Below are 20,829 nucleotides of genomic sequence, written 5' to 3'. Positions count from 1 at the left end.
CATGAGCGAGACCGACGCCACGTTCGAGACCATCGACCCCGACGGGCTCGACGCCGCCCAGGCCGGGCGCGAGGTTGACCGGCTGCGGGCCCGCATCAACGAGCTGCGACAGGCGTACTACCAGGGCGACAACGGATCACCGGAAGCCGATGCCGACTACGACGTGCTGGTCCGACGGCTCGCCGCGATCGAGCAGCGGTTCCCGGAGCTCCTGACCGAGGACAGCCCGACCCAGACCGTCGGCGGGCAGGCGCAGACCACGCAGTTCGCACCGGTCGAGCACGCCGAGCGGATGCTCTCGCTCGACAACGTGTTCAGCCCGGACGAGCTCACCGAGTGGGCCGTCAAGGTGCAGCGCGACGCCGGTGCCGAGCGTGTCCGGTTCCTGACCGAGCTGAAGATCGACGGCCTCGCGATCAACCTGCGTTACGAGCACGGCCGGTTGGTGTCGGCGGCGACCCGTGGTGACGGCGTCGTGGGCGAGGACGTCACCGGCAACGTCCGGACGATGGGCACGATCCCGGACCGGCTGTCGGGGACGGGCCACCCGCCCCTGGTCGAGGTCCGCGGCGAGATCTTCTTCCCGGTCGCCGAGTTCGACGAGCTCAACGCGAACCAGCGCGAGGCGGGGGAGCGCGTCTTCGCCAACCCGCGCAACGCCGCCGCCGGGTCCCTCCGCCAGAAGGAAGAGGGCAAGTCCGAGGCGAAGCGCGCGCTCATGGTCGACCGGCTCCGGCGCTTGCGGATGCTCGTGCACGGCATCGGCGCGTGGCCCGTGCGCGAGCTCGAGCAGGAGACCGACGTCCGCTCGCAGTCCGAGGTCTACGAGCTGCTCGAGACCTGGGGCCTGCCGACGAGCAGCCACTACCGGGTCTTCGACACCATCGACGAGGTGAACGCCTTCGTGCGCTCCACGGGGGACCGCCGCGCCTCGGTCGAGCACCAGATCGACGGCGTCGTCATCAAGGTCGACGACCTCGCCCTGCACGAAGAACTCGGCTCGACGTCTCGTGCACCCCGGTGGGCGATCGCGTACAAGTACCCGCCGGAAGAAGTCCACACCGAGCTCGTCGACATCGTCGTCAGCGTCGGGCGGACCGGGCGTGCGACCCCGTTCGCGGTGATGGCCCCGGCCGAGGTCGCCGGGTCGGTCGTCCGCCAGGCCACCCTGCACAACCAGCAGGTGGTCAAGGCGAAGGGCGTCCTGATCGGCGACACCGTAGTGCTGCGGAAGGCCGGCGACGTCATCCCCGAGGTCCTGGGGCCGGTCGTCGACCTGCGCGACGGCACGGAGCGCGAGTTCGTGATGCCGACGCACTGCCCGGAGTGCGGCACCGAGCTCGCCCCCGCGAAGGAAGGCGACATCGACCTCCGCTGCCCGAACGCGAAGAGCTGCCCCGCGCAGGTCCGCGGTCGTGTCGAGCACATCGCATCGCGCGGTTCCCTCGACATCGAGGGCCTCGGCGAGGTCGCAGCCGCAGCGCTCACGCAGCCGCTGCACCCGGAGACCCCGCCGCTCGTGACCGAGGCCGGGTTGTTCGACCTGACGATGCAGGACATCGTCCCGATCGAGGTGATCGTCCGCGACGCCGAGACCGGCATGGAGAAGGTCGACGACGCCGGTGCCCCGAAGCGCGTGACCCCGTTCAGCCGCGCGCGCAAGAAGACCGACCCGCCGTTCGACCCCGAAGCACGCGGTGCGGACTACACCGGCGAGCCGAGCCGCTTCCCGTCGAAGAACGCGTTCGAGATGCTCGCGAACATCGACGCGGCGAAGACGAAACCGCTCTGGCGCATCATGGTGGGGCTGAGCATCCGCCACGTCGGACCGGTCGCGGCGCGGGCGCTCGCGAACCACTTCGGGTCGCTCGACCGGATCCGCAGCGCCTCGCGCGAGGAACTGGCGGCGGTCGACGGGGTCGGCGGGATCATCGCCGACGCCCTGCTCGCGTGGTTCGAGGTCGACTGGCACCGCGAGATCATCGACCGCTGGACGTCGGCGGGCGTGCAGTTCACCACGCCGGACCACCCCGGCCCCGGGGGCGCGGCGATCGAGGGCGGTGTCCTGAGCGGCGTCACGGTCGTGGCGACCGGGTCCCTCGAGGGGTACACGCGCGAGGGCGCGCTCGAGGCGATCATCACCGCCGGCGGCAAGGCGGCGTCGAGCGTCAGCAAGAAGACCGACTTCGTGGCCGCGGGTCCCGGGGCCGGGTCGAAGCTCACGAAGGCCGAGCAGCTGGGGCTCCGGATCATCGACGCCGAGCAGTTCCACCTGCTCGTGACCGAGGGGCCGAGCGCGCTCCCCGAGCCAGAGGTGCCCGCGCCCGAGGGCTGAGCCGGGGCGACGAGCACGCCGTCGACGTGGGCGCACACTGCGGCGCGCCGTGCGACGCACCCAGTTCGGGGGACAAGTTGCATCGCGCATGACCGATCCTCGGGCATTCTCCTTACACTCGACAGAGCATCACCCGTCGTCTGCAGGGAGACGACGGGACGGCCTTCCAGGGGGAGACCCGATTGCTGCTCATCGCCGCGGCTCTGCTCACCGCCTCGATGCACTCGCTCGGAGTGATCGAGGCCCCCGTCGCGCCTCCGACCCATGCCGCCACGGCCACCGTGACGGTCGCGCTCGTCTCCGAGCGCCACGCGGTGCCCCAGCCGGTCATGACCGGGGGACAGATCGACGTCGACACCGTCGCCGACGCGCACGGTCGGGCGTTCCTCGACGACCTCGGGGTCCTCGGCGCCGGTGACCTGCGCCGCGCCGCCGACGACCGCCGTGTCGTGGCGACCGCACAGGACGACCCGCCCGCGGCGGCCGTCGTCGCGCAGTGGTGGGCGGGACTCGGCGCCGACGAACAGGGCACGCTCCTGGTCCACGCGCCGTCGATCATCGGCAACCTCGAGGGCGTGCCGTACGTCGTCCGCGACCGAGCGAACCGGTCGACCCTGACCACCGGACTCGCCGACCCCGACACCGGAGCCGCGCACGCCGCGATGCTCGGACAGGTGCGGGACTCGCTGCGGCGCGAGCCCGGTGACCCGCAGCGGTTCCTCATCACGCTCGACACCCGGGCGGCGGGCCGAGCGGCGATCAGCATCGGAGACCTCGACACCGCGGCGGACGTCACCGTCATCGTCCCCGGGATGTTCTTCACCGTGACCGGGCAGATGGCCGACTTCACGAACACCGCCAACGACCTGGCGAGCGAACAGGCGACCCTCGCGCCGCTGGCCGCCGGTGGCTCCGGCGACGGGACGGGCGTCGCCGTCGTGGCGTGGATGGGCTACCGCACGCCCGACCTGTCGAACATCATGTCGCTCAGCCTCGCCGACTCCGGGGCGCAGCGACTCGAGCGCACCGTCGACGGCCTGCGGCAGATCCGCGACGGCGACCAGCCCCGGCTGAACATCGTGGCGCACTCGTACGGGTCGACGACGGCGCTCATGGCGCTCGCCTCCGGACGGATGAGCGCCGACACCCTCACCGTGCTCGGGTCACCGGGCAGCGACGTCCGGTCGGCGGCGGACCTGGACGTCGCCTCGGACGAGGTGTTCGTCGGTGTCGCGCACAGCGACCCGATCGCGGGGTCCGGGTACTACGGCACGGACCCGGGCGGTTCGTCGTTCGGCGCCACCGTGATGAACCTGGCCGGCGGTGCCGACGCGCTGGCCGCCGGCGACCTGTTCCGCCGTCCGGTCGGGCACAACGACTACCTCAAGCCGGGGACCGCATCGCTGCACGACGTCGCCCTGATCGGGATCGGCCGCGGTGACCTCGTCCGCGAGCAGGTCCGACGCGGCAGCACCGGTGACGACGGCGTCGTCGGTGCGTCGGTCGACATGTACCTGGTCCGTCCGCAGGACCTGCAGCCGCGCGACTGACGGGGCGAGGCCCTGGGCGTGACCGGATCGTGACCGGCGGCCGACGTGCCGGGGCCGCACCGGGCCTCCCGGCCGGATCCGCGACCCCGCGCGGATCGCGACCCGCGACAGGTGGTGCCTGAGCGGCAACCTGAGCGACGGCGCAGCCTCAGTCGGTTCCACGGCAGAACCAGTACAGCCCGCCTCCCTACGGTTCGGGGCATGCGTGTGGTGCGATGGCCTGGTGCTCTCCTGATGTTCGTGGTGATGTCCGTGCTCGCCGGCATGCTCGTCGCCGTCGCGGTGACGCCCGCGGTCGCCGTCGCGGGTGAGGGCACCTCGGGTGCGGTCGCGTTCTTCGAGGACCTGCCGAGCTACCTCGACGTGCAGACGCCGCAGCAGGTGTCGTCGGTGTACGCGACGAAGGGCGGCAAGCAGGTCAAGATCGCGTCGTTCTACGCCGAGAACCGGACGAACGTCACGGCCGACCAGATGGCGGACACGCTCAAGCAGGCCGCCATCGACACCGAGGACCCCCGCTACTACGACGAGGGCGGCATCGACGTCCTCGGCACGCTGCGCGGAGTCGCCGCCACCGTCGTCGGCGGCGACGTCCAGGGCGGATCGAGCATCACGCAGCAGTACGTCAAGAACGTCCTCGTGCAGCAGTGCGAGGAGCTCACCGGCAAGGACCAGGCCGCCACGGCGAAGAAGGTGGAGGCCTGCTACGAGGACGCAGCCGGCGTCACCCCGCAGCGGAAGCTGCAGGAGATGCGGTACGCGATCGCGGTGAACAAGAAGTACTCGAAGGACGACATCCTGACCGGGTACCTGAACATCGTCGGGCTCGGCGGTCGGGTGTACGGCGCCGAGGCCGGTGCCGAGTACTACTTCGGCGTGCACGCGAAGGACCTGTCGCTCGTGCAGTCGGCCACGCTCGTGGCGATCCTCAACAACCCCTCGAACCTGCGCATCGACGTGCCCGGTGACAAGGACAACGGGCAGGCGAACGGCTACGCGCTCACCAAGGAACGACGCGACTACGTCCTCCGCCGCATGCAGGCGCACGGGTCGATCACGAAGGCCGAGATGACGAAGGCCATCGCGACCCCGGTCACGCCGAAGATCACCGAGACCGCGAACGGCTGCTCGACCGCGGCGACGAACTACGACGCCGGCTACTTCTGCGACTACGTCCGCGACCAGGTGCTGCAGGACCCGGCGTTCGGCAAGACCGCCGCGGCGCGCATCGCGACGCTCGACACCAAGGGCCTGCAGATCCACACCTCGCTCGACCTCGACCTGCAGGGCCAGGCGCAGACCGCACTGTCGACCTACGTGCCCGCCACGATGGCGGGCGTCGACGTCGGCGGTTCCAACGTCACCGTCGAGCCCGGCACCGGACGCATCATGTCGATGGTGCAGAACACGTCGTACACGCAGGGCGACAACGCCGCAGCGGGGTCGACCGCGGTGGACTACAGCGCGGACTCCGGCTACGGCAACTCCGGCGGGTTCCAGACCGGCTCCACCTACAAGGTGTTCACCCTGGCCGAGTGGCTCGCGACCGGCCACACGCTCTCCGAGTCGGTGTCGACCACCGAGCACACGTTCCAGAACTCGGAGTTCACGAACTCCTGCCAGAACGTCAGCGGCGGGACGTGGCCGGTCGCGAACGCCGAGTCCGTGCCGGCGTCGATGACCGTGCAGGCCGCCACCGTCGAGTCGATCAACACCGCCTTCGGCGCGATGGGCAAGCAGCTCGACCTCTGCAAGATCGCGCAGCTCGCGCAGTCGATGGGGATCCACCGCGCCGACGGCGGTGCCCTCGGGCAGACCCCCTCGTCGATCCTCGGCGTCAACGAGCTGTCGCCGATCGACCTGGCCGAGGCCTACGCCGGCTTCGCGAACGGCGGCGTCGTCTGCACGCCGACCGCGATCGACTCGGTCACCGAGTCGGACGGCACGAAGATCACCCCGACGCCGTCGTCCTGCACGCAGGGCGTCTCGGCGGACGTCGCCGGCACCGTCGACTACGCGCTGCAGGGCGTGCTGTCGGGCTCCGGCACCGCCGCCAGTGCGAACCCCGGCGACAGCGTGCCGAAGTTCGCGAAGACCGGCACCACCGACGGCGACGTGCAGAACTGGCTCGTCGCGTCGTCGACGAAGTACACGAACGCCACCTGGATCGGGAACGTGCAGGGGAGCGTGAGCCTGGCGAACTGGCCGTTCCTGCAGGGCACCACCGGGTACAGCGCGAAGTTCGGGGTCGGGAAGTCGATGATGGCGTACCTGGACCAGACGGTCGGCGGGGACGCCCTGCCCACGCCGAGCCAGGCGATGATCGGGCAGGCGAGCCACTCGTCGCAGTCGTCGCAGTCGCAGTCCTCGGCGTCGTCGGGATCCGGCGCGTCGCAGGCCGACCAGTCGACGCCGACCACGCCGACGCAGACGGCGGCTCCCGCTGCTCCGGCTGCACCTGCGGCGCCGGCAGCACCGGCGGCACCCGCCGCCACGGCGGCTCCGGCAGCGGGCGACCAGAACGGGAAGTGACCGCTCGGGTCCACGCCGCCTGGAGGCCCGTCACCGGTCCGCCGGACCGGTGACGGGCCTCCAGGCAGCCGTCCACAGCCGCGCCTGCGTGATCGACCGCAGCCAATAGACTGTCGGACGTCCACGAACCGATCGACGGAGCACCATGCCTGACATCACGAGCGAGCAGGTCGCGCACCTGGCGAACCTCGCACGTATCGCACTCACGCCCGACGAGATCGAGAAGCTGACCGGGGAGCTGTCGCACATCGTCGAGAGCGTCGCCAAGGTCGCCGAGGTCGCGACCGACGACGTCCCGCTGACGAGCCACCCCGTGCCGCTCGGCAACGTCACCCGACCCGACGTCGTCGGCCAGACGCTGACGCAGGAGCAGGCGCTCTCCGGAGCGCCGGACTCCGACGGCGAACGGTTCCGAGTGACCGCCATCCTGGGAGAAGAACAGTGACCGACATCACGCGGATGAGCGCCGCGGCGCTCGCCGACGCCCTCGTGGCGCGCGACGTCTCGAGCGTCGAGGCCACGCAGGCCCACCTCGACCGCATCGCCGCCGTCGACGGCGACGTGCACGCCTTCCTGCACGTCAACCAGAACGCCATCGCCGTCGCGAAGTCGATCGACTCGCGTCGCTCGGCCGGCGACGACCTCGGGCCCCTCGCCGGTGTCCCGATCGCGATCAAGGACGTCCTGTGCACGCAGGACATGCCGACCACCTCGGGCTCGAAGATCCTCGAAGGCTGGATGCCGCCGTACGACGCCACCCCGGTCGCGAAGCTCCGCGCCGCCGGCCTCGTGCCGCTCGGCAAGACCAACATGGACGAGTTCGCGATGGGCTCGACCACCGAGTTCTCGGCGTACGGACCGACCCACAACCCGTGGGACCTCGACCGCATCCCCGGCGGGTCCGGCGGTGGCTCGGCCGCTGCCGTCGCCGCGCACGAGGCACCCATCGCCCTCGGCTCCGACACCGGTGGCTCGATCCGCCAGCCCGGCGCCGTCACCGGCACCGTCGGTGTGAAGCCGACCTACGGCGGGGTCAGCCGCTACGGCGCGATCGCCCTGGCGTCCAGCCTCGACCAGATCGGCCCGGTCGCCCGCACCGTCCTCGACGCCGCGCTCCTGCACGACGTCATCGGCGGGCACGACCCGCGCGACTCCACCTCGATCCCCGACGCCTGGCCCTCGATGGCCGCCGCCGCCCGCGAAGGACTGCAGGCGGACACGCTGCGCGGCCTGCGCGTCGGCGTGGTGAAGGAGCTCGCCGGTGGCGACGGCTTCCAGGCCGGGGTCACCCAGCGCTTCCAGGAGACCGTCGCGCTGCTCGAGTCGGCCGGTGCGGTCGTCGTCGAGATCGACGCCCCGTCGTTCGCCTACGCGATCAGCGCCTACTACCTGATCCTGCCGGCCGAGGCCTCGTCGAACCTGGCGAAGTTCGACTCGGTGCGCTTCGGCCTGCGCGTCACGCCGGAGAACGGTGCGACGGTCGAGGACGTCATGGCCGCCACGCGCGAGGCCGGGTTCGGTCCCGAGGTGAAGCGTCGCATCATCCTCGGCACCTACGCCCTGAGCGCCGGGTACTACGACGCCTACTACGGCTCGGCGCAGAAGGTCCGCACGCTCGTGCAGCGCGACTTCCAGGCCGCGTTCGACCAGGTCGACCTGCTCATCAGCCCGTCGGCCCCGACGACCGCGTTCCCGATCGGTGAGCGCATCGACGACCCGCTCGCGATGTACCTCAACGACCTCACCACGATCCCGGCGAACCTGGCGGGCGTGCCCGGCATGAGCATCCCGAACGGCCTCGCACCCGAGGACGGCCTGCCCGTCGGCGTCCAGCTGATGGCCCCGCAGCGCGAGGACGCCCGCCTGTACCGCTACGGTGCGGCACTCGAGCGTCTGCTCGAACAGCAGTGGGGAGCCCCGCTCATCGACCGGATCCCGGACCTCGACCAGAGTCAGCAGTCGGCTGCGCAGGAAGGTGTGATCTGATGGCGCAGAAGGACGCGCTCATGGACTTCGACGAGGCACTGGAGCGCTACGAGCCGGTGCTCGGCTTCGAGGTGCACGTCGAACTCGCGACGAAGACCAAGATGTTCTCGGACGCGCCGAACTTCTTCGGTGGCGAGCCGAACACGAACGTGACGCCGGTCGACCTCGGGCTGCCCGGGTCGCTGCCCGTCGTCAACGCGCAGGCCGTCCGGTACTCGATCCAGCTCGGGCTCGCGCTCGGCTGCTCGATCGCCGAGTCGTCGCGGTTCGCCCGGAAGAACTACTTCTACCCGGACAACCCCAAGAACTACCAGGTCTCGCAGTTCGACGAGCCGATCGCGTTCGAGGGCGAGGTCGAGGTCGAACTGGCCGACGGCACGATCTTCAACATCCCGATCGAACGTGCCCACATGGAAGAGGACGCCGGCAAGCTGACGCACGTCGGTGGGGCCACCGGCCGCATCCAGGGTGCCGAGTACTCGCTCGTCGACTACAACCGCGCCGGTGTGCCGCTCGTCGAGATCGTCACGAAGCCGATCTTCGGTGCCGAGCACCGTGCCCCCGAGCTCGGTGCCGCGTACGTGCAGGTCATCCGCGACCTCGTGCGTGCACTCGGTGTCTCCGAGGCCCGCATGGAGCGCGGCAACCTGCGCTGCGACGCCAACATCTCGCTGCGCCCCCGCGGCCAGGAGAAGCTCGGCACCCGCACCGAGACGAAGAACGTCAACTCGTTCCGTGCCGTCGAGCGTGCGATCCGCTACGAGATCCAGCGCCAGGCCGCGATCCTGGCCGACGGCGGCTCGATCACGCAGGAGACCCGTCACTGGCACGAGGACACCGGCCGGACCTCGGCCGGCCGTCCGAAGTCGGACGCCGACGACTACCGCTACTTCCCCGAGCCCGACCTGCTGCCGGTCGTGCCCGACCCCGCGGTCGTCGAGGAGCTCCGTGCGTCCCTGCCCGAGGCCCCGGTGGCTCGCCGCCGTCGCCTCAAGGGTGACTGGGGCTTCGCCGACCTGGAGTTCCAGGACGTCGTGAACGGTGGGCTGCTCGACCAGGTCGAGGGCACCGTCGCCGCCGGCGCTGCGCCGCAGGCCGCCCGCAAGTGGTGGACCGGCGAGATCAGCCGGGTCGCGAACGCGCAGGACGCCGAGCCCGGCGACCTCGTGTCGCCGCAGCACGTCGCCGAGGTCATCGCGCTCGTCGAGTCCGGCGACCTGACCGACCGCCTGGCACGCCAGGTGCTCGAGGGCGTCATCGCCGGCGAGGGCTCGCCGGCCCAGGTCGTCGAGGCCCGCGGGCTCAAGGTCGTGTCCGACGACTCGGCGCTCACCGCCGCGGTCGACGAGGCGCTCGCCGGCCAGCCGGACGTGCTCGCGAAGATCAGGGACGGCAAGGTCCAGGCCGCCGGCGCCATCATCGGTGCCGTCATGAAGGCCATGAAGGGCCAGGCGGACGCCGCCCGCGTCCGCGAGCTGGTGCTGGAGCGCGCGCAGCAGGCGTAGTCGCCGTTCCGTGCAGTTCCGTTCCGCGGAACCAGGTTCCGGACACAGCACCGTGGGAAACCACGGTGCTGTGTCCGTTCCGCGGTGTGGGAGAACCTGGGGACGCGTCAGCGACCCGGTGACAGGATGAGTCGTGTCCGCAACGATCCGCGCCATCGGAACCGCCGTCCCGGAGACGACGCTCGAGCAGGCTGCCGTGCGAGACCTCTTCGCTGCGCAGCCCGAACTCGGTCGTCTCGGCCGGCGGCTCGTCCCCGCAGCCTTCGACGCCTCGGCGGTCGAGCACCGGCACACCGTGCTGGCCGAACTCGACCGGAGCCGTCCAGCGGGCGTGTTCCGCGACACGGACGGCGCGCTGCACTCGCCCTCGACGGGCACCCGCAACGACCGCTACCGAGAACTCGCACCGACGCTCTTCGTCGAGGCTACTCGTGACGCGTTGGCCCGCGCAGACGTCGACGCGGCCTCGGTCACGCACGTCGTCACGGTGTCGTGCACCGGGTTCACGCAGCCCGGCCCGGACCTGGACATCGTGACCGAGCTCCGCCTGCGTCGTGACGTCTTCCGCCACCACATCGGGTTCATGGGGTGCTGCGCGGCGTTCCCGGCACTCCGGATCGCGGCCGCGTTCGCCGAGGCGGACCCGGGCGCCGTCGTGTTGGTCGTCTGCGCCGAGCTCTGCACCCTGCACGTCCGCGCGAGCGACGACCCGGACCAGATCGTCGCGAACAGCGTCTTCGGGGACGGTGCCGCCGCCGTCGTGGTCACCGCCGACGGCCCCGGCCTGCGCCTCGACGCGTTCGCCACCGCCGTCGTGCCCGAGAGCGCCGGCGAGATGGCGTGGAACATCGGCGACGAGGGCTTCGAGATGGTCCTGAGCACCGCCGTGCCCAAGCTCGTCGGCACGAGCGTCGCCGAAGCCGTCGCGTCGCTGCTCGACGGTCCCGCCGCCGACGTGCCGGTGTGGGCCGTGCACCCCGGTGGCCGCGCGATCCTCGACCGCACGCAGCAGGCGCTCGACCTGCCGGACACGGCGATCGCGGCGAGCCGGACGGTGCTGCGCGACCACGGGAACATGTCGAGCGCGACCGTGCTGTTCGTGCTCCGCGAGGCCCTCGACGCCGGGATCCCGGACGGTGCTGCCGTCGTGGCGCTCGCCTTCGGCCCCGGTCTCACGGTCGAGAGTGCGCGACTGACCATGGTGCGCACGTGAGCCGTCCCGACGGCGGCTCCACGGGCCTCCCGGTCCTCGACCTGCGCACGCGCGAGGTCGACCTGACCGAACTCATGGACGACCCGGACTGCGACCCGCGCGCGCTCGCGCGGACCTTCCGGCGCTTCGCGCTCGTCAACGCCCTGGTCAGCGGCTGGCGTTCGGCGTGGCGGACCCACGTCGTACCGGCCCTGCCGGTGCACGGCCGCGCCCGGGTCCTCGACCTCGGGTGCGGCGGCGGCGACCTGGCCCGGGCCGTCGTGCGGTGGGCGGCGAGCGACGGGTTCGACGTCGAGGTCGTCGGGGTCGACCCGGACCCGCGGGCGATCGAGGCGGCGAACCGGCGGGCACCGCGGGGTGTCACCTTCCGGCAGCAGTCGAGCGGTGACCTGGTCACGGCGGGCGAGCGGTTCGACGTCGTGGTGTCGAACCACGTCCTGCACCACCTGGGCGACGACGAGCGGAACGGGTTCCTGGCGGACTCGGAGGCGCTCGCGTCGGGTCGCAGCGTGCACTCGGACATCCGTCGGTCGCGCGAGGCCTACCGGGCGTACGCGCTGGCGTCGCCGCTGGTGTCCGCGGGGACCTTCGTCCGGGTCGACGGCCTGCGGTCGATCCGCCGGTCCTTCACCCTGGCGGAACTGCGGGACACGCTGCCGACCGGTTGGCGAGCGGAACGGGCATCGCCGCACCGGGTGCTGGCCGTCCGCGACGCCTGACGATCAGGACGGCTCGGCCGCCCGGCGCAGGAGCTCGGCGTGGAGTCCGGCAGCGCCGGCGGGTCCGAGATCGAGGATCTCCGACTCGGGCACACCGAGGTCGTGGAGTGCCCGCACCAGGTACAGCGGGAGGGCGTTCGCGGGCGCCGGGTGCACGGGGCTGCCCCGGTCCGGCAGCGTGCCGTCGTCGACGCAGCGCCAGAAGGCCGGTGCATCGACCTGCAGCTGGTGGCGCAGGACGTGCGCCCACATGCGCGCACCGTAGGTCGACCGGTCGACGGGCTTCGAGATCCGGGTGCGCAGGACGCGTGCGTCCCAGAGCACGAGCTCGTAGGTGCGATGGTGCCGGACGGGCTGACCGGTGGCGCCGCGCACCAGTGTCCAGCGCTCGGTCGTGCAGAACGTGTCGTGGTGCTCGCGGTTCGGAGCAGGGTGCCTCGGGCTACTCACCGCCGCGCTCCAACCAGTCGCGCAGTTCGGCGTCCGTGGACAGCTTGACCAGTTGGACGAGCGCCCACGCGTCGTGGTGGTTCGGGGCGTGCTGGAGACGGTCTTCCCAGTCGACCGCGTACTCCCGCAGCGACAGGGCGAGGTCGTCGAGTGCGTCGTCGACGTCCGTTCCCTGGGCGACGAACGGGCGCCCCTCCATGAGGGCGACGACCGCGCCGGCCTCGCGGAAGACACTGACCCGCGGGGAGACGGTCCGGAAGAAGTAGTCGCGAAGCCGGTCGACGGGCAGCATCGCGGAGACGGCGCCGTCGCGGGCGACCGTCACGGTACGGCCGGTCGCGGTGGCGTCGAGCATGTCCTTGAAGTGCTCGCGGGCGCGCGAGTACGTGGGGTAGTCGGCTGCGATGGGCACGAGGGCCTCCGGTGAGTACGGCACGTACGGAGCGTACGTGGTGTGCTGATCTTAGGGGAGGGGGCTGACAGATCTGTGGAGAACGCGAGGGTGACGTGTTCGGCTAGCGTCGCCGGTATGGCCCGGACCCCACTGCACCGCGTCGCGGTCCTGGTGCTCGACGGCGCGAAACCGCTCGACGTCGGGATCCCCGCGCAGGTGTTCTCGAACCGGCCGAGCATGCCCTACGAGGTGCGGGTCTGCGGCCCCCGGGTCGGTCGGATCACCGGCGGTGACGGCTTGGCCTACGCGGTCGACCACGGGCTGGAGGCACTGGACTGGGCGGAGACCGTCTTCGTGCCCGGCTACCGCCGCCCATCGGACTCCGCGCCGCCGGCCGACGTCGTCGCGGCACTCGCGCGGGCCCACGAGCGCGGCGTCCGCATCGCGGCGATCTCCACCGGGGCGTTCGCGCTCGCGGCAGCCGGGCTGCTCGACGGCCGCCGGGCGACGACGCACTGGCACTACACGCGGGTGCTCCGTGAGCGGTACCCCGAGGTGGACGTCGACGAGGACGTGCTGTTCGTCGACGCGGGCTCGGTGCTGACCAGCGCCGGCGCCGCGAGCGGCATCGACCTGTGCCTGCACATCGTCCGACAGGACCACGGCGTGGCACTGTCGAACCACGTCGCGCGACGGCTCGTCAGCGCCCCGTACCGCAGCGGCGGCCAGGCGCAGTACGTGCCGCGGAGCGTTCCCGAACCGCTCGGCGACGTGTTCGCCGACACCCGGGAGTGGGCGCTCCGGCACCTCGCCGAGCCGCTCACGCTCGAAGCGCTCGCGCGGAACGCCACGGTGTCGACCCGGACGTTCTCACGCCGGTTCGTGGAGGACACCGGGTACACGCCGATGCAGTGGGTGCTGCGGGCGCGCGTCGACCTCGCGCGCGAGCTCCTGGAGCAGTCGGACCTCGGCGTCGACCAGGTGGCCGAGCGTGCGGGCCTCGGTTCCAACGCGAACCTGCGGACGCACTTCCGGCGGATCCTCGGGACCTCGCCCACCGAGTACCGCCGGACGTTCCAGGACTGACCGCGCCGTCGCGGCGGTGGTGGCGAGATCCTTTCGGACGCTGGCTTCCCTGCCACTGGAGTCGTGCCTCCCGGCCCGTGAGCATGGACCACGGAACGAAAGGAACTCCACATGACCCGCATCGCCATCAACGGCTTCGGCCGCATCGGCCGCAACACGCTCCGCGCCCTGCTCGCACGGGGTGGTGACGACCTCGAGGTCGTCGCCGTGAACGACCTGACCGCCCCCGACACGCTCGCGCACCTGTTCCGCTACGACTCCGCCCTCGGGCCGTTCGACGGCACCGTCGAGGTCGACGGCGACACGCTGGTCATCGACGGGCGCCGCGTCCGCGTGCTCGCGTCGACGTCGCCGGCGGACCTGCCCTGGGCCGAGCTCGGCGTCGAGGTCGTCCTCGAGTCCACCGGACGCTTCACCGCACGCGACGCGGCAGCCGGCCACCTGACCGCCGGCGCCCGACGGGTCCTGATCAGTGCGCCGGCCACCGGAGCGGACGCCACCATCGCGTACGGCGTGAACTCGGACACGTTCGACCCGGCCGTGCACACGGTGATCTCGAACGCGTCGTGCACGACCAACGCGCTCGCACCCCTGGCGTCGGTGCTCGACGACCTTGCGGGCATCGAACACGGGTTCATGACCACCGTGCACGCGTACACGCAGGAGCAGAACCTGCAGGACGGGCCGCACCGCGACCTGCGTCGGGCCCGCGCTGCCGGCGTGAACATCGTGCCGACGACGACCGGGGCGGCCAAGGCCATCGGGCTGGTGCTGCCCCGCCTGGAGGGCAAGCTGTCCGGTGACGCCATCCGCGTGCCGGTGCCCGTCGGGTCGATCGTCGAGCTGAACACCGTCGTGTCGCGGGACGTGACCGTGGACGAGGTGAACGAGGCCTACCGCGCCGCGGCTGCCGGTCCGCTCGCCGGGGTCCTGGCGTTCACGGTGGACCCGCTCGTGTCGACGGACATCACCGGGCGGCCGGAGTCGAGCATCTTCGACTCGCTGCTCACCCGCGTCGACGAGGGCCGGCACGTGAAGGTCGTCGCCTGGTACGACAACGAGTGGGGCTTCTCGAACCGCGTGGTCGACACGCTCGGGATGCTGGCGCGGGCGTAGGCGCGGGGCCGGTCGGACTGGAGGCGCGGCGCGGGCTGGCGCCGCGCCTCCGGTCCGGTCGTGGTCACGTTTCGGGCTGTGCGACAGTTCACGGGACCGGGCGGCCGTGAGCTGTCGCTGAGCGCGAAATCTCGCGGCGGGCGGGCGGGCGCGCCGCGCGCCCGCCGCGCCCGCGCCCGCGGGCGTCAGCGGATCAGCGCGGTCGTGCTCGCGAAGGCCCGGGAGCGCACGGCCTCGCGGTACCGCTCGAGCGCCGCGTCGTCGGCGTCGACCGACTCCAGCGCCGCGAGCCCTGCGCCGAGCACCGGGGGATCGGTCACCCAGGTCGGCACCGCTCCGGGGACCCGGGCAGCGAGCCCGTCGACGACACCGTCCACGAGCAACGGGTGCCGAGCAGCGAGCACCCCGCCGCCGAGCACGACGGGCACCGGCTCGGCCGCCGAACCGCCGAGACCCAACCGCTCGAGTGCGACCGCGGCGAGCAGGACGATCTCCTCCGCCTGCCGCTCCACGACGCTCCGGGCCACCGCGTCGCCGGCTCCGGCCACGTCGAACAGCACCGGGCAGAGCCGGTTGAACACCCGCTGGTCCAAGCGGCCGAAGTGGATGGCCTCGGTGACCTCGCGGACGCTGCGCAGGCCCACCGCCGCCGGCACCGCGCCGACCAACGCCGTCGCCGGGCCGCGACCGTCGTCGGCCCGAGCCGCGTGCCAGAGCGCCCGGTTGCCGAGCCACGCGCCGCCACCCCAGTCGCCGGAGACGTCCCCGATGGCCGGGAACCGTGCGGTCGTGCCGTCGGCCCGCACCGCGAGGGCGTTGATCCCGGTGCCGCACACCACGGCCGCGGCGTCGGGGGACAGGGTGCCGGCCCGCAGCAGGGCGAACAGGTCGTTGTCCAGGACGTGTGGTTCGCCGCCGTCCTCGGCCCAGTGCGCGAGGGCCGCGGTCGCGGCGACGAGCTCGTCGTGCAGGTCGAGCCCGGCCAGGTACACGTGCGTCGTCCGGATGCGCCGGTCGCCCAGCTCGCTGACGACCCGCGCGCGGACGTCGTCGAGGATCGGGCCGGCGAGGTCCCAGCCCCGCGTCTGCGGGTTCGACCCCGGACCGCGCGCGTGCCCGACGATGGTCCCGTCGAGCGCGATCGCGACGACGTCGGTCTTGCTCCCGCCGCCGTCGACGGCGAGCACGACGTCGGTCGCGTCCGGTGGGACCGGCGCGGGCGGACGGGAGGCTCGGGCCGGGCCCGCCGCGCCGGTCCGGCTCAGCCCGCCCACGTCACCTGCTCCGATCGCGCCCACGGGATGTGTTCCGCGTTCGTGGCCAGGAGCAGGTCGGTGAGCTGCTCCGCCTTGTCCACCTGCCCGACGAGCGGGTGCGCCCACATCGCACGGAGCACCCGGTCGCGGCCACCGTGCACCGCGGCGTCGAGCGCGAGCCGCTCGTACCCGGCGACGTGCGACACGAGACCGACCATGTCCGGGTCGAGCGGGGAGACCGGCAACGGCGTGATCGCCTGGCGGGTGACGCGCGACGGCACCTCGATGACGTGGTCGTCCGGCAGGAACGGGAACGTGCCGTCGTTCCGCACGTTCAGGACCTGCACGTCGCCGCGGTCGCCGAGGATCGAGGACAGCACGTCGATCGCCGCCTCGGAGTAGTAGGCGCCGCCGCGCTGCTCGAGTTCGGCGGGCTTCGTCACGACGGACTCGTCGGCGTACTTCGCGAGCAGGGCCCGCTCGGTCTCCATGACGGCCTCGGCACGGGTGGGCTCGTGCAGCTGCTCCTGCAGCACGATGTCGTGCGAGTAGAAGTACCGCAGGTAGTACGAGGGGATCGCGTGCTGCAGGCGGAGGAGGTCCGGGTGCATGTGCACGCTCTCCGCCGTCCGGCCGAGGGCACCGTCCGACTCGGCGAGCAGGTCCGCCATGACGTCGCGCTCGACGCCGTCCGCGCCCGTGACGTGCACGCCGCGCTCCCACGTCAGGTGGTTCAGGCCGACGTGGTCGAGCCGGACGTGGTCGGGGGCGACGCCGAACTCCTTCGCGAAGCGTCGCTGGAACCCGATCGCGACGTTGCACAGGCCGACGGCGCGGTGTCCGGCTTCGAGCAGGGCGCGGGTGACGATGCCGACGGGGTTGGTGAAGTCGACGATCCAGGCGTCCGGCTTGGCGTGCTTCCGGACGAGTTCGGCGTACTCCAGGACGACAGGCACGGTGCGGAGCGCCTTTGCGAACCCGCCCGGACCGGTGGTCTCCTGGCCGATGCAGCACGCTTCGTGCGGCCACGTCTCGTCCTGCTGCCGTGCGGCCTGCCCGCCGATGCGGAGCTGGAACATGACGGCATCGGCGTCGGTGACCCCGGCAACCACGTCGTCGGTGACGTGGATCGTGCCGGGGTGTCCGGCGTGCGCGAACATCCGCTTGGCGACACCGCCGACGAGTTCGCGGCGCACCGGGTCGGGGTCGACGAGCCAGAGCTCGTCGATGGGGAGCTGGTCGCGGAGCCGGGCGAAGCCGTCCACGAGTTCGGGGGTGTAGGTGGATCCGCCACCGACGACTGTGAGTTTCACTGGAGCTGCTATCCCTTCACGCCGGTGAGCGCGATGCCCTCGACGAATGCCTTCTGTGCGAAGAAGAAGATGATGACGACGGGGACCATGACGACGACGGTCATCGCCATCGTCATCGACCAGTCGGTGCCGTGCTGCCCGCGGAACGTGGCGAGCCCGTACGCCACCGGCCAGGCGGCCTGGTTCTCGGACGCGTACAGGAGCGGGCCGTAGTAGTCGTTCCACGAGTGGAAGAACATGAAGATCGCCGCCGACGCGATGCCCGGGCGGGCCATCGGGACGACCACGCGCCAGAGCACGCCCCACTCGCTGCAGCCGTCCATGCGGGCGGCGTCGCCGTACTCCTTCGGGATGGTCATGAAGAACTGGCGGAGCAGGAAGATGCTGAAGGCGTCGCCGAGCAGGTTCGGCAGGATGAGCGGCCACAGGGTGCCGGTCAGGTGCAGGTGCGACCACATCACGTAGACCGGCACCGCGGTGACCTGCGGCGGCAGGAGCATCGCGACGATGATCACCGTGAAGATCAGGTTCGCGCCCCTGAACTTGATCTGGGCGAGCGCGTAGGCCGCCGGCACCGAGCTGAGGAGCATGAACGCGGTGGCGAGGACGGCGTACATCGACGAGTTGCCGAACCACTGCGTGAGCGGCAGCTCGGTGAACACCCGCGCGTAGTTCGAGAAGTCGAACGGCCGGGGCACGATCGACGCCGTGAGGGCCTGGTTGCTCGACATCAGCGAGGTCAGGACCACGAACACGATCGGGGCGATGGTCAGGACGCCGAGGGCCACCAGGGCGGCGTGCTCGGCGATCCACACGAGCGTGCGGCCGCGCGGCCTGCCGGTGCGGGGAGCGGAACCCCGGGGCGCCCGGGTGAGCGGGGACTGGGACACAGCGGTCATCAGGACTCCTCCGGCCGGGCAGTGTTCATTGGTCGGCCTCCGGCCTGAATACAGAAATTCGACGCATCGTGAAGACGAGCACCACGGCGGTGATCACGAACAGGACCACGGCCATGGCGGACGCGTAGCCGAACTGGAAGTTCGCGAACCCGTGCTGGTAGAGCAGCTCGGTGTAGGTGAGCAGCGAGGTGCCCGGGTAGCCGAGCTGGGCGGCGGTCCCGCCACCGATCGTCGCCTTGCCGCTCGCGACGCCCGAGGCGACGGCCGCCTCGGTGAAGTACTGCAGCGCGGCGATCACCCCCGTCACGGCGGCGAACCCGATCACCGGGGCGATCGTCGGCAAGGTGATGTGCCGGACCTGCTGCACGCCGTTCGCACCGTCGAGCGACGCGGCTTCGTACAGGTCGCGCGGCACGTCGAGCAGTGAGGCCAGGAAGATGATCATGATGTCGCCCATCACCCAGACGCCCAGGATCACGAGCGAGGGCTTCGACCACGCCGGGTCGTTGAACCACAGCGGGCCGTCGATGCCGAAGACCCGGAGGATCTGGTTCACCGGCCCGGTGCCCGGGTTGAAGAGGAACACGAACGCCACGACGCTCGCGACCGGCGGGACCAGGGCGGGCAGGTAGAACAGCGTCCGCCAGAACCCGGTGGCCGTCTTGGCCCGGCTGAGCAGCCCGGCCACCAGGAGCCCGCACACGATCCGGACCGGCACCAGGATGACGACGAACCACAACGTGTTCACGACCGCGGGCCCGATCTGCGGGTCCTGGGTGAACAGGAACTTGTAGTTCAGGAGCCCGACGAACTCGGGCTCCTGCAGCTGGTTGTAGCGCGTGAACGAGTAGAAGATCGACGCGACGAGCGGGTAGGCGAAGAAGATCACCAGGCCCGCAAGGGCCGGCGCGAGCATCGTCAGGGCGACGAGGCGGCGCCGGGACTCTGCGGAGCGGGGCCGACGTCGCGGAGCCGTCGGGGGCACCGGACCGGACCCCGTCGGGCCCGTGGGCCGGGCTGCGCGGGCGAGCCGCGCCTCCCGGCCGGTCGTCTTGGTGGTGAGGCTCATCACGGACCAGCCAGCTGGTTCGCGTTGTCGATGTCGGAGTCCAGCTTCTTCAGCTTCGCGTCGAGGTCGCCGCCGTTCTGCTGGTAGGCCTGCCAGAACTTCGTGAAGGTGCCGATGTAGGCGGCACCGTCCGCGGTGCCCGGCGAGGTCATCGTGTCCTTGTTGCCCGCGACGTCGACGAAGGTCTTGTAGTTCTCGTCGACCTCGAGGTCGGGGGACTCCAGCGCCGAGGTGAGCGTCGGGATGTTCTTCAGACCGTTGCCCATCGTGACCTGCGCGTCGGTGTTGGTGGACAGGTACTTCAGGAGCGCCCACGACAGCTCGGGGTTCTTGGACCCCTTCGCGATGCCCGCGACGTTGCCCGCGATGTACGTCGAGCCGTAGTTGCCGAGGCCGTCCATCACCGGGGTCGGGGACGTGCCGTAGTCGAGGTCCGGCTTCTGGTCCTTGAGGAACGCCGTGCGGTACTCGCCGTCGATCTGCATCGCGACCTGACCGGTCTGGAACGCGTTGTCGGCCGCGAACTCCTGCCCGAGGCCGGACGTGAAGGCCTTGAGCTTGTCGTAGCCGATCTCGTCGACGAAGCCCTTCTGCCAGGTGATGAGCTTCTTCCACGCGTCGGACGTGCCGATCACGCTGTTGCCGTCCTTGTCGAGCCACGAGCCGTCGACCATCGGCGCCCAGTGCTCGGGGGAGTTCTCGTAGAAGTCGATGAGCGGGTTGAAGCCGAGCTGCTTGATGGAGCCGTCGGCGTTGTACGTCGTCAGCTTCAGCGCGTCGGTCTTCAGCTCGTCGAGCGTCTTCGGTGGAGTCGTGATGCCCGCCTTCTCGAGGAGCGGCTTGTTGTACATGAGCGCGCTGACGTCGGCGAGGGCCGGCAGGGTGCAGCGCGTGCCCTTGTACTGCGTGTACGACTGCACCGCCTTCGGGATGTCGGACAGGTCGACCTTGTCGCGCTTGATGTACGGCGACAGGTCGCGGAAGGCACCCGAGGAGCAGAAGCTGCCGACGATCGCGGTCGAGTACGACAGACCCACGTCGATGTTCTGGCCGGACGAGATCGCCTTCTGCAGCTTCTCGTCGTCCTGACCGGCGTGGATGTCGACGGTGACGTCGGGGTTGGCCTTCTCGAAGCCCTCGACGGCGGTCTTCACGACGCCGGCTTCACGGCCGGTGAAGAAGTGCCACAGGGACACGGTGCCCTTGAGTTCCTTCGGGGCGCTCTTCTCGATCGAGTCGGCGCTGCTGCCGGAGCTGCAGCCGGCGACGACGAGTGCGCCGACGGCGGCGACGGCCGTGGCGGTGGCGATGCGGCGGAACACCCGGCGGCGCGGGACGTTCGGTTCGGGGAGGGACAAGGCGGTACTCGCTCTCTGGTCTCGCTCCGTCGCCGTCCGTTTCCGGGC

Annotated in this window: 17 protein-coding genes; 10 read left to right on the top strand and 7 right to left on the bottom strand. The window is 71.2% G+C overall.

Going from position 1 to position 20,829, the window contains the following annotated elements:
- The first annotated feature begins 1 nt into the window (after position 1).
- The 8 genes from ligA to EDF53_RS13615 all read left to right on the top strand — a co-directional run bounded on the left by ligA (position 2) and on the right by EDF53_RS13615 (position 11,840).
- Positions 2 to 2,335, top strand: a complete 2,334-nt coding sequence (gene ligA, locus EDF53_RS13655) for an NAD-dependent DNA ligase LigA (RefSeq protein ID WP_123294068.1) — start codon at positions 2 to 4, stop codon at positions 2,333 to 2,335.
- Positions 2,336 to 2,517: 182 nt separating this feature from the next.
- Complete coding sequence (locus EDF53_RS13645; protein ID WP_148058358.1) at positions 2,518 to 3,885, top strand: alpha/beta hydrolase; 1,368 nt, start codon at positions 2,518 to 2,520, stop codon at positions 3,883 to 3,885.
- 201 nt (positions 3,886 to 4,086) lie between these two features.
- On the top strand, positions 4,087 to 6,417 hold the full coding sequence (locus tag EDF53_RS13640; protein WP_123294066.1) for a transglycosylase domain-containing protein: 2,331 nt from the start codon (positions 4,087 to 4,089) through the stop codon (positions 6,415 to 6,417).
- Between the two features lie 145 nt (positions 6,418 to 6,562).
- Complete coding sequence (gatC, locus tag EDF53_RS13635) at positions 6,563 to 6,862, top strand: Asp-tRNA(Asn)/Glu-tRNA(Gln) amidotransferase subunit GatC (protein WP_111085021.1); 300 nt, start codon at positions 6,563 to 6,565, stop codon at positions 6,860 to 6,862.
- Complete coding sequence (gene gatA, locus EDF53_RS13630; RefSeq protein WP_111085022.1) at positions 6,859 to 8,403, top strand: Asp-tRNA(Asn)/Glu-tRNA(Gln) amidotransferase subunit GatA; 1,545 nt, start codon at positions 6,859 to 6,861, stop codon at positions 8,401 to 8,403. The genes gatC and gatA overlap by 4 nt, the downstream gene beginning before the upstream one ends.
- Entirely contained in the window at positions 8,403 to 9,908 is a 1,506-nt protein-coding gene (gene gatB, locus EDF53_RS13625) for an Asp-tRNA(Asn)/Glu-tRNA(Gln) amidotransferase subunit GatB (RefSeq protein ID WP_123294065.1), read from the top strand. Before gatA ends, gatB begins: the two co-directional genes overlap by 1 nt.
- 133 nt (positions 9,909 to 10,041) lie before the next feature.
- Positions 10,042 to 11,121 (top strand): type III polyketide synthase, encoded by a 1,080-nt coding sequence (locus EDF53_RS13620; protein WP_123294064.1) that lies wholly within the window; start codon positions 10,042 to 10,044, stop codon positions 11,119 to 11,121.
- The gene (locus EDF53_RS13615; protein ID WP_123294063.1) at positions 11,118 to 11,840 is read left to right on the top strand and encodes a methyltransferase domain-containing protein; all 723 of its coding nucleotides are present in this window, start codon (positions 11,118 to 11,120) and stop codon (positions 11,838 to 11,840) included. Before EDF53_RS13620 ends, EDF53_RS13615 begins: the two co-directional genes overlap by 4 nt.
- 3 nt (positions 11,841 to 11,843) lie before the next feature.
- Here the strand turns inward: EDF53_RS13615 and EDF53_RS13610 are convergent, their stop codons facing one another.
- Both EDF53_RS13610 and EDF53_RS13605 read right to left on the bottom strand, forming a co-directional pair.
- Positions 11,844 to 12,290 (bottom strand): cytotoxic translational repressor of toxin-antitoxin stability system, encoded by a 447-nt coding sequence (locus EDF53_RS13610; RefSeq protein WP_185021045.1) that lies wholly within the window; start codon positions 12,288 to 12,290, stop codon positions 11,844 to 11,846.
- The gene (locus EDF53_RS13605) at positions 12,283 to 12,726 is read right to left on the bottom strand and encodes a prevent-host-death protein (RefSeq protein ID WP_123294062.1); all 444 of its coding nucleotides are present in this window, start codon (positions 12,724 to 12,726) and stop codon (positions 12,283 to 12,285) included. Before EDF53_RS13605 ends, EDF53_RS13610 begins: the two co-directional genes overlap by 8 nt.
- 93 nt (positions 12,727 to 12,819) lie before the next feature.
- On the opposite strand from EDF53_RS13605, the gene EDF53_RS13600 reads away from it, so the two are divergent.
- Entirely contained in the window at positions 12,820 to 13,770 is a 951-nt protein-coding gene (locus EDF53_RS13600; protein WP_123294061.1) for a GlxA family transcriptional regulator, read from the top strand.
- A 111-nt stretch (positions 13,771 to 13,881) separates the two neighbouring features.
- Entirely contained in the window at positions 13,882 to 14,886 is a 1,005-nt protein-coding gene (gene gap / locus EDF53_RS13595) for a type I glyceraldehyde-3-phosphate dehydrogenase (protein WP_123294060.1), read from the top strand.
- A gap of 185 nt (positions 14,887 to 15,071) precedes the next feature.
- Here gap and EDF53_RS13590 read toward each other — a convergent pair whose 3' ends face one another.
- From EDF53_RS13590 to EDF53_RS13570, 5 genes are read right to left on the bottom strand one after another with little or no spacing between them, the layout of a single operon-like run.
- Positions 15,072 to 16,160, bottom strand: a complete 1,089-nt coding sequence (locus EDF53_RS13590) for an N-acetylglucosamine kinase (RefSeq protein WP_260215704.1) — start codon at positions 16,158 to 16,160, stop codon at positions 15,072 to 15,074.
- On the bottom strand, positions 16,148 to 17,455 hold the full coding sequence (locus tag EDF53_RS13585) for a 6-phospho-beta-glucosidase (protein ID WP_123294059.1): 1,308 nt from the start codon (positions 17,453 to 17,455) through the stop codon (positions 16,148 to 16,150). Before EDF53_RS13585 ends, EDF53_RS13590 begins: the two co-directional genes overlap by 13 nt.
- Before the next feature lie 8 nt (positions 17,456 to 17,463).
- Positions 17,464 to 18,354: a carbohydrate ABC transporter permease gene (locus EDF53_RS13580; protein WP_123294058.1), complete on the bottom strand. Its 891-nt coding sequence runs from the start codon at positions 18,352 to 18,354 to the stop codon at positions 17,464 to 17,466.
- A gap of 25 nt (positions 18,355 to 18,379) precedes the next feature.
- Positions 18,380 to 19,423: a carbohydrate ABC transporter permease gene (locus tag EDF53_RS13575; RefSeq protein WP_207895476.1), complete on the bottom strand. Its 1,044-nt coding sequence runs from the start codon at positions 19,421 to 19,423 to the stop codon at positions 18,380 to 18,382.
- Positions 19,423 to 20,781, bottom strand: coding sequence for an extracellular solute-binding protein (locus EDF53_RS13570; protein WP_248704655.1), 1,359 nt, complete (start codon positions 20,779 to 20,781; stop codon positions 19,423 to 19,425). Before EDF53_RS13570 ends, EDF53_RS13575 begins: the two co-directional genes overlap by 1 nt.
- Positions 20,782 to 20,829: the final 48 nt, after the last annotated feature.

The sequence above is a fragment of the Curtobacterium sp. PhB78 genome, from assembly GCF_003751685.1.
Lineage (GTDB): Bacteria > Actinomycetota > Actinomycetes > Actinomycetales > Microbacteriaceae > Curtobacterium.
Note: the sequence above shows the minus strand (reverse complement) of the source record. Positions and strands in the feature narration are given on the sequence as shown.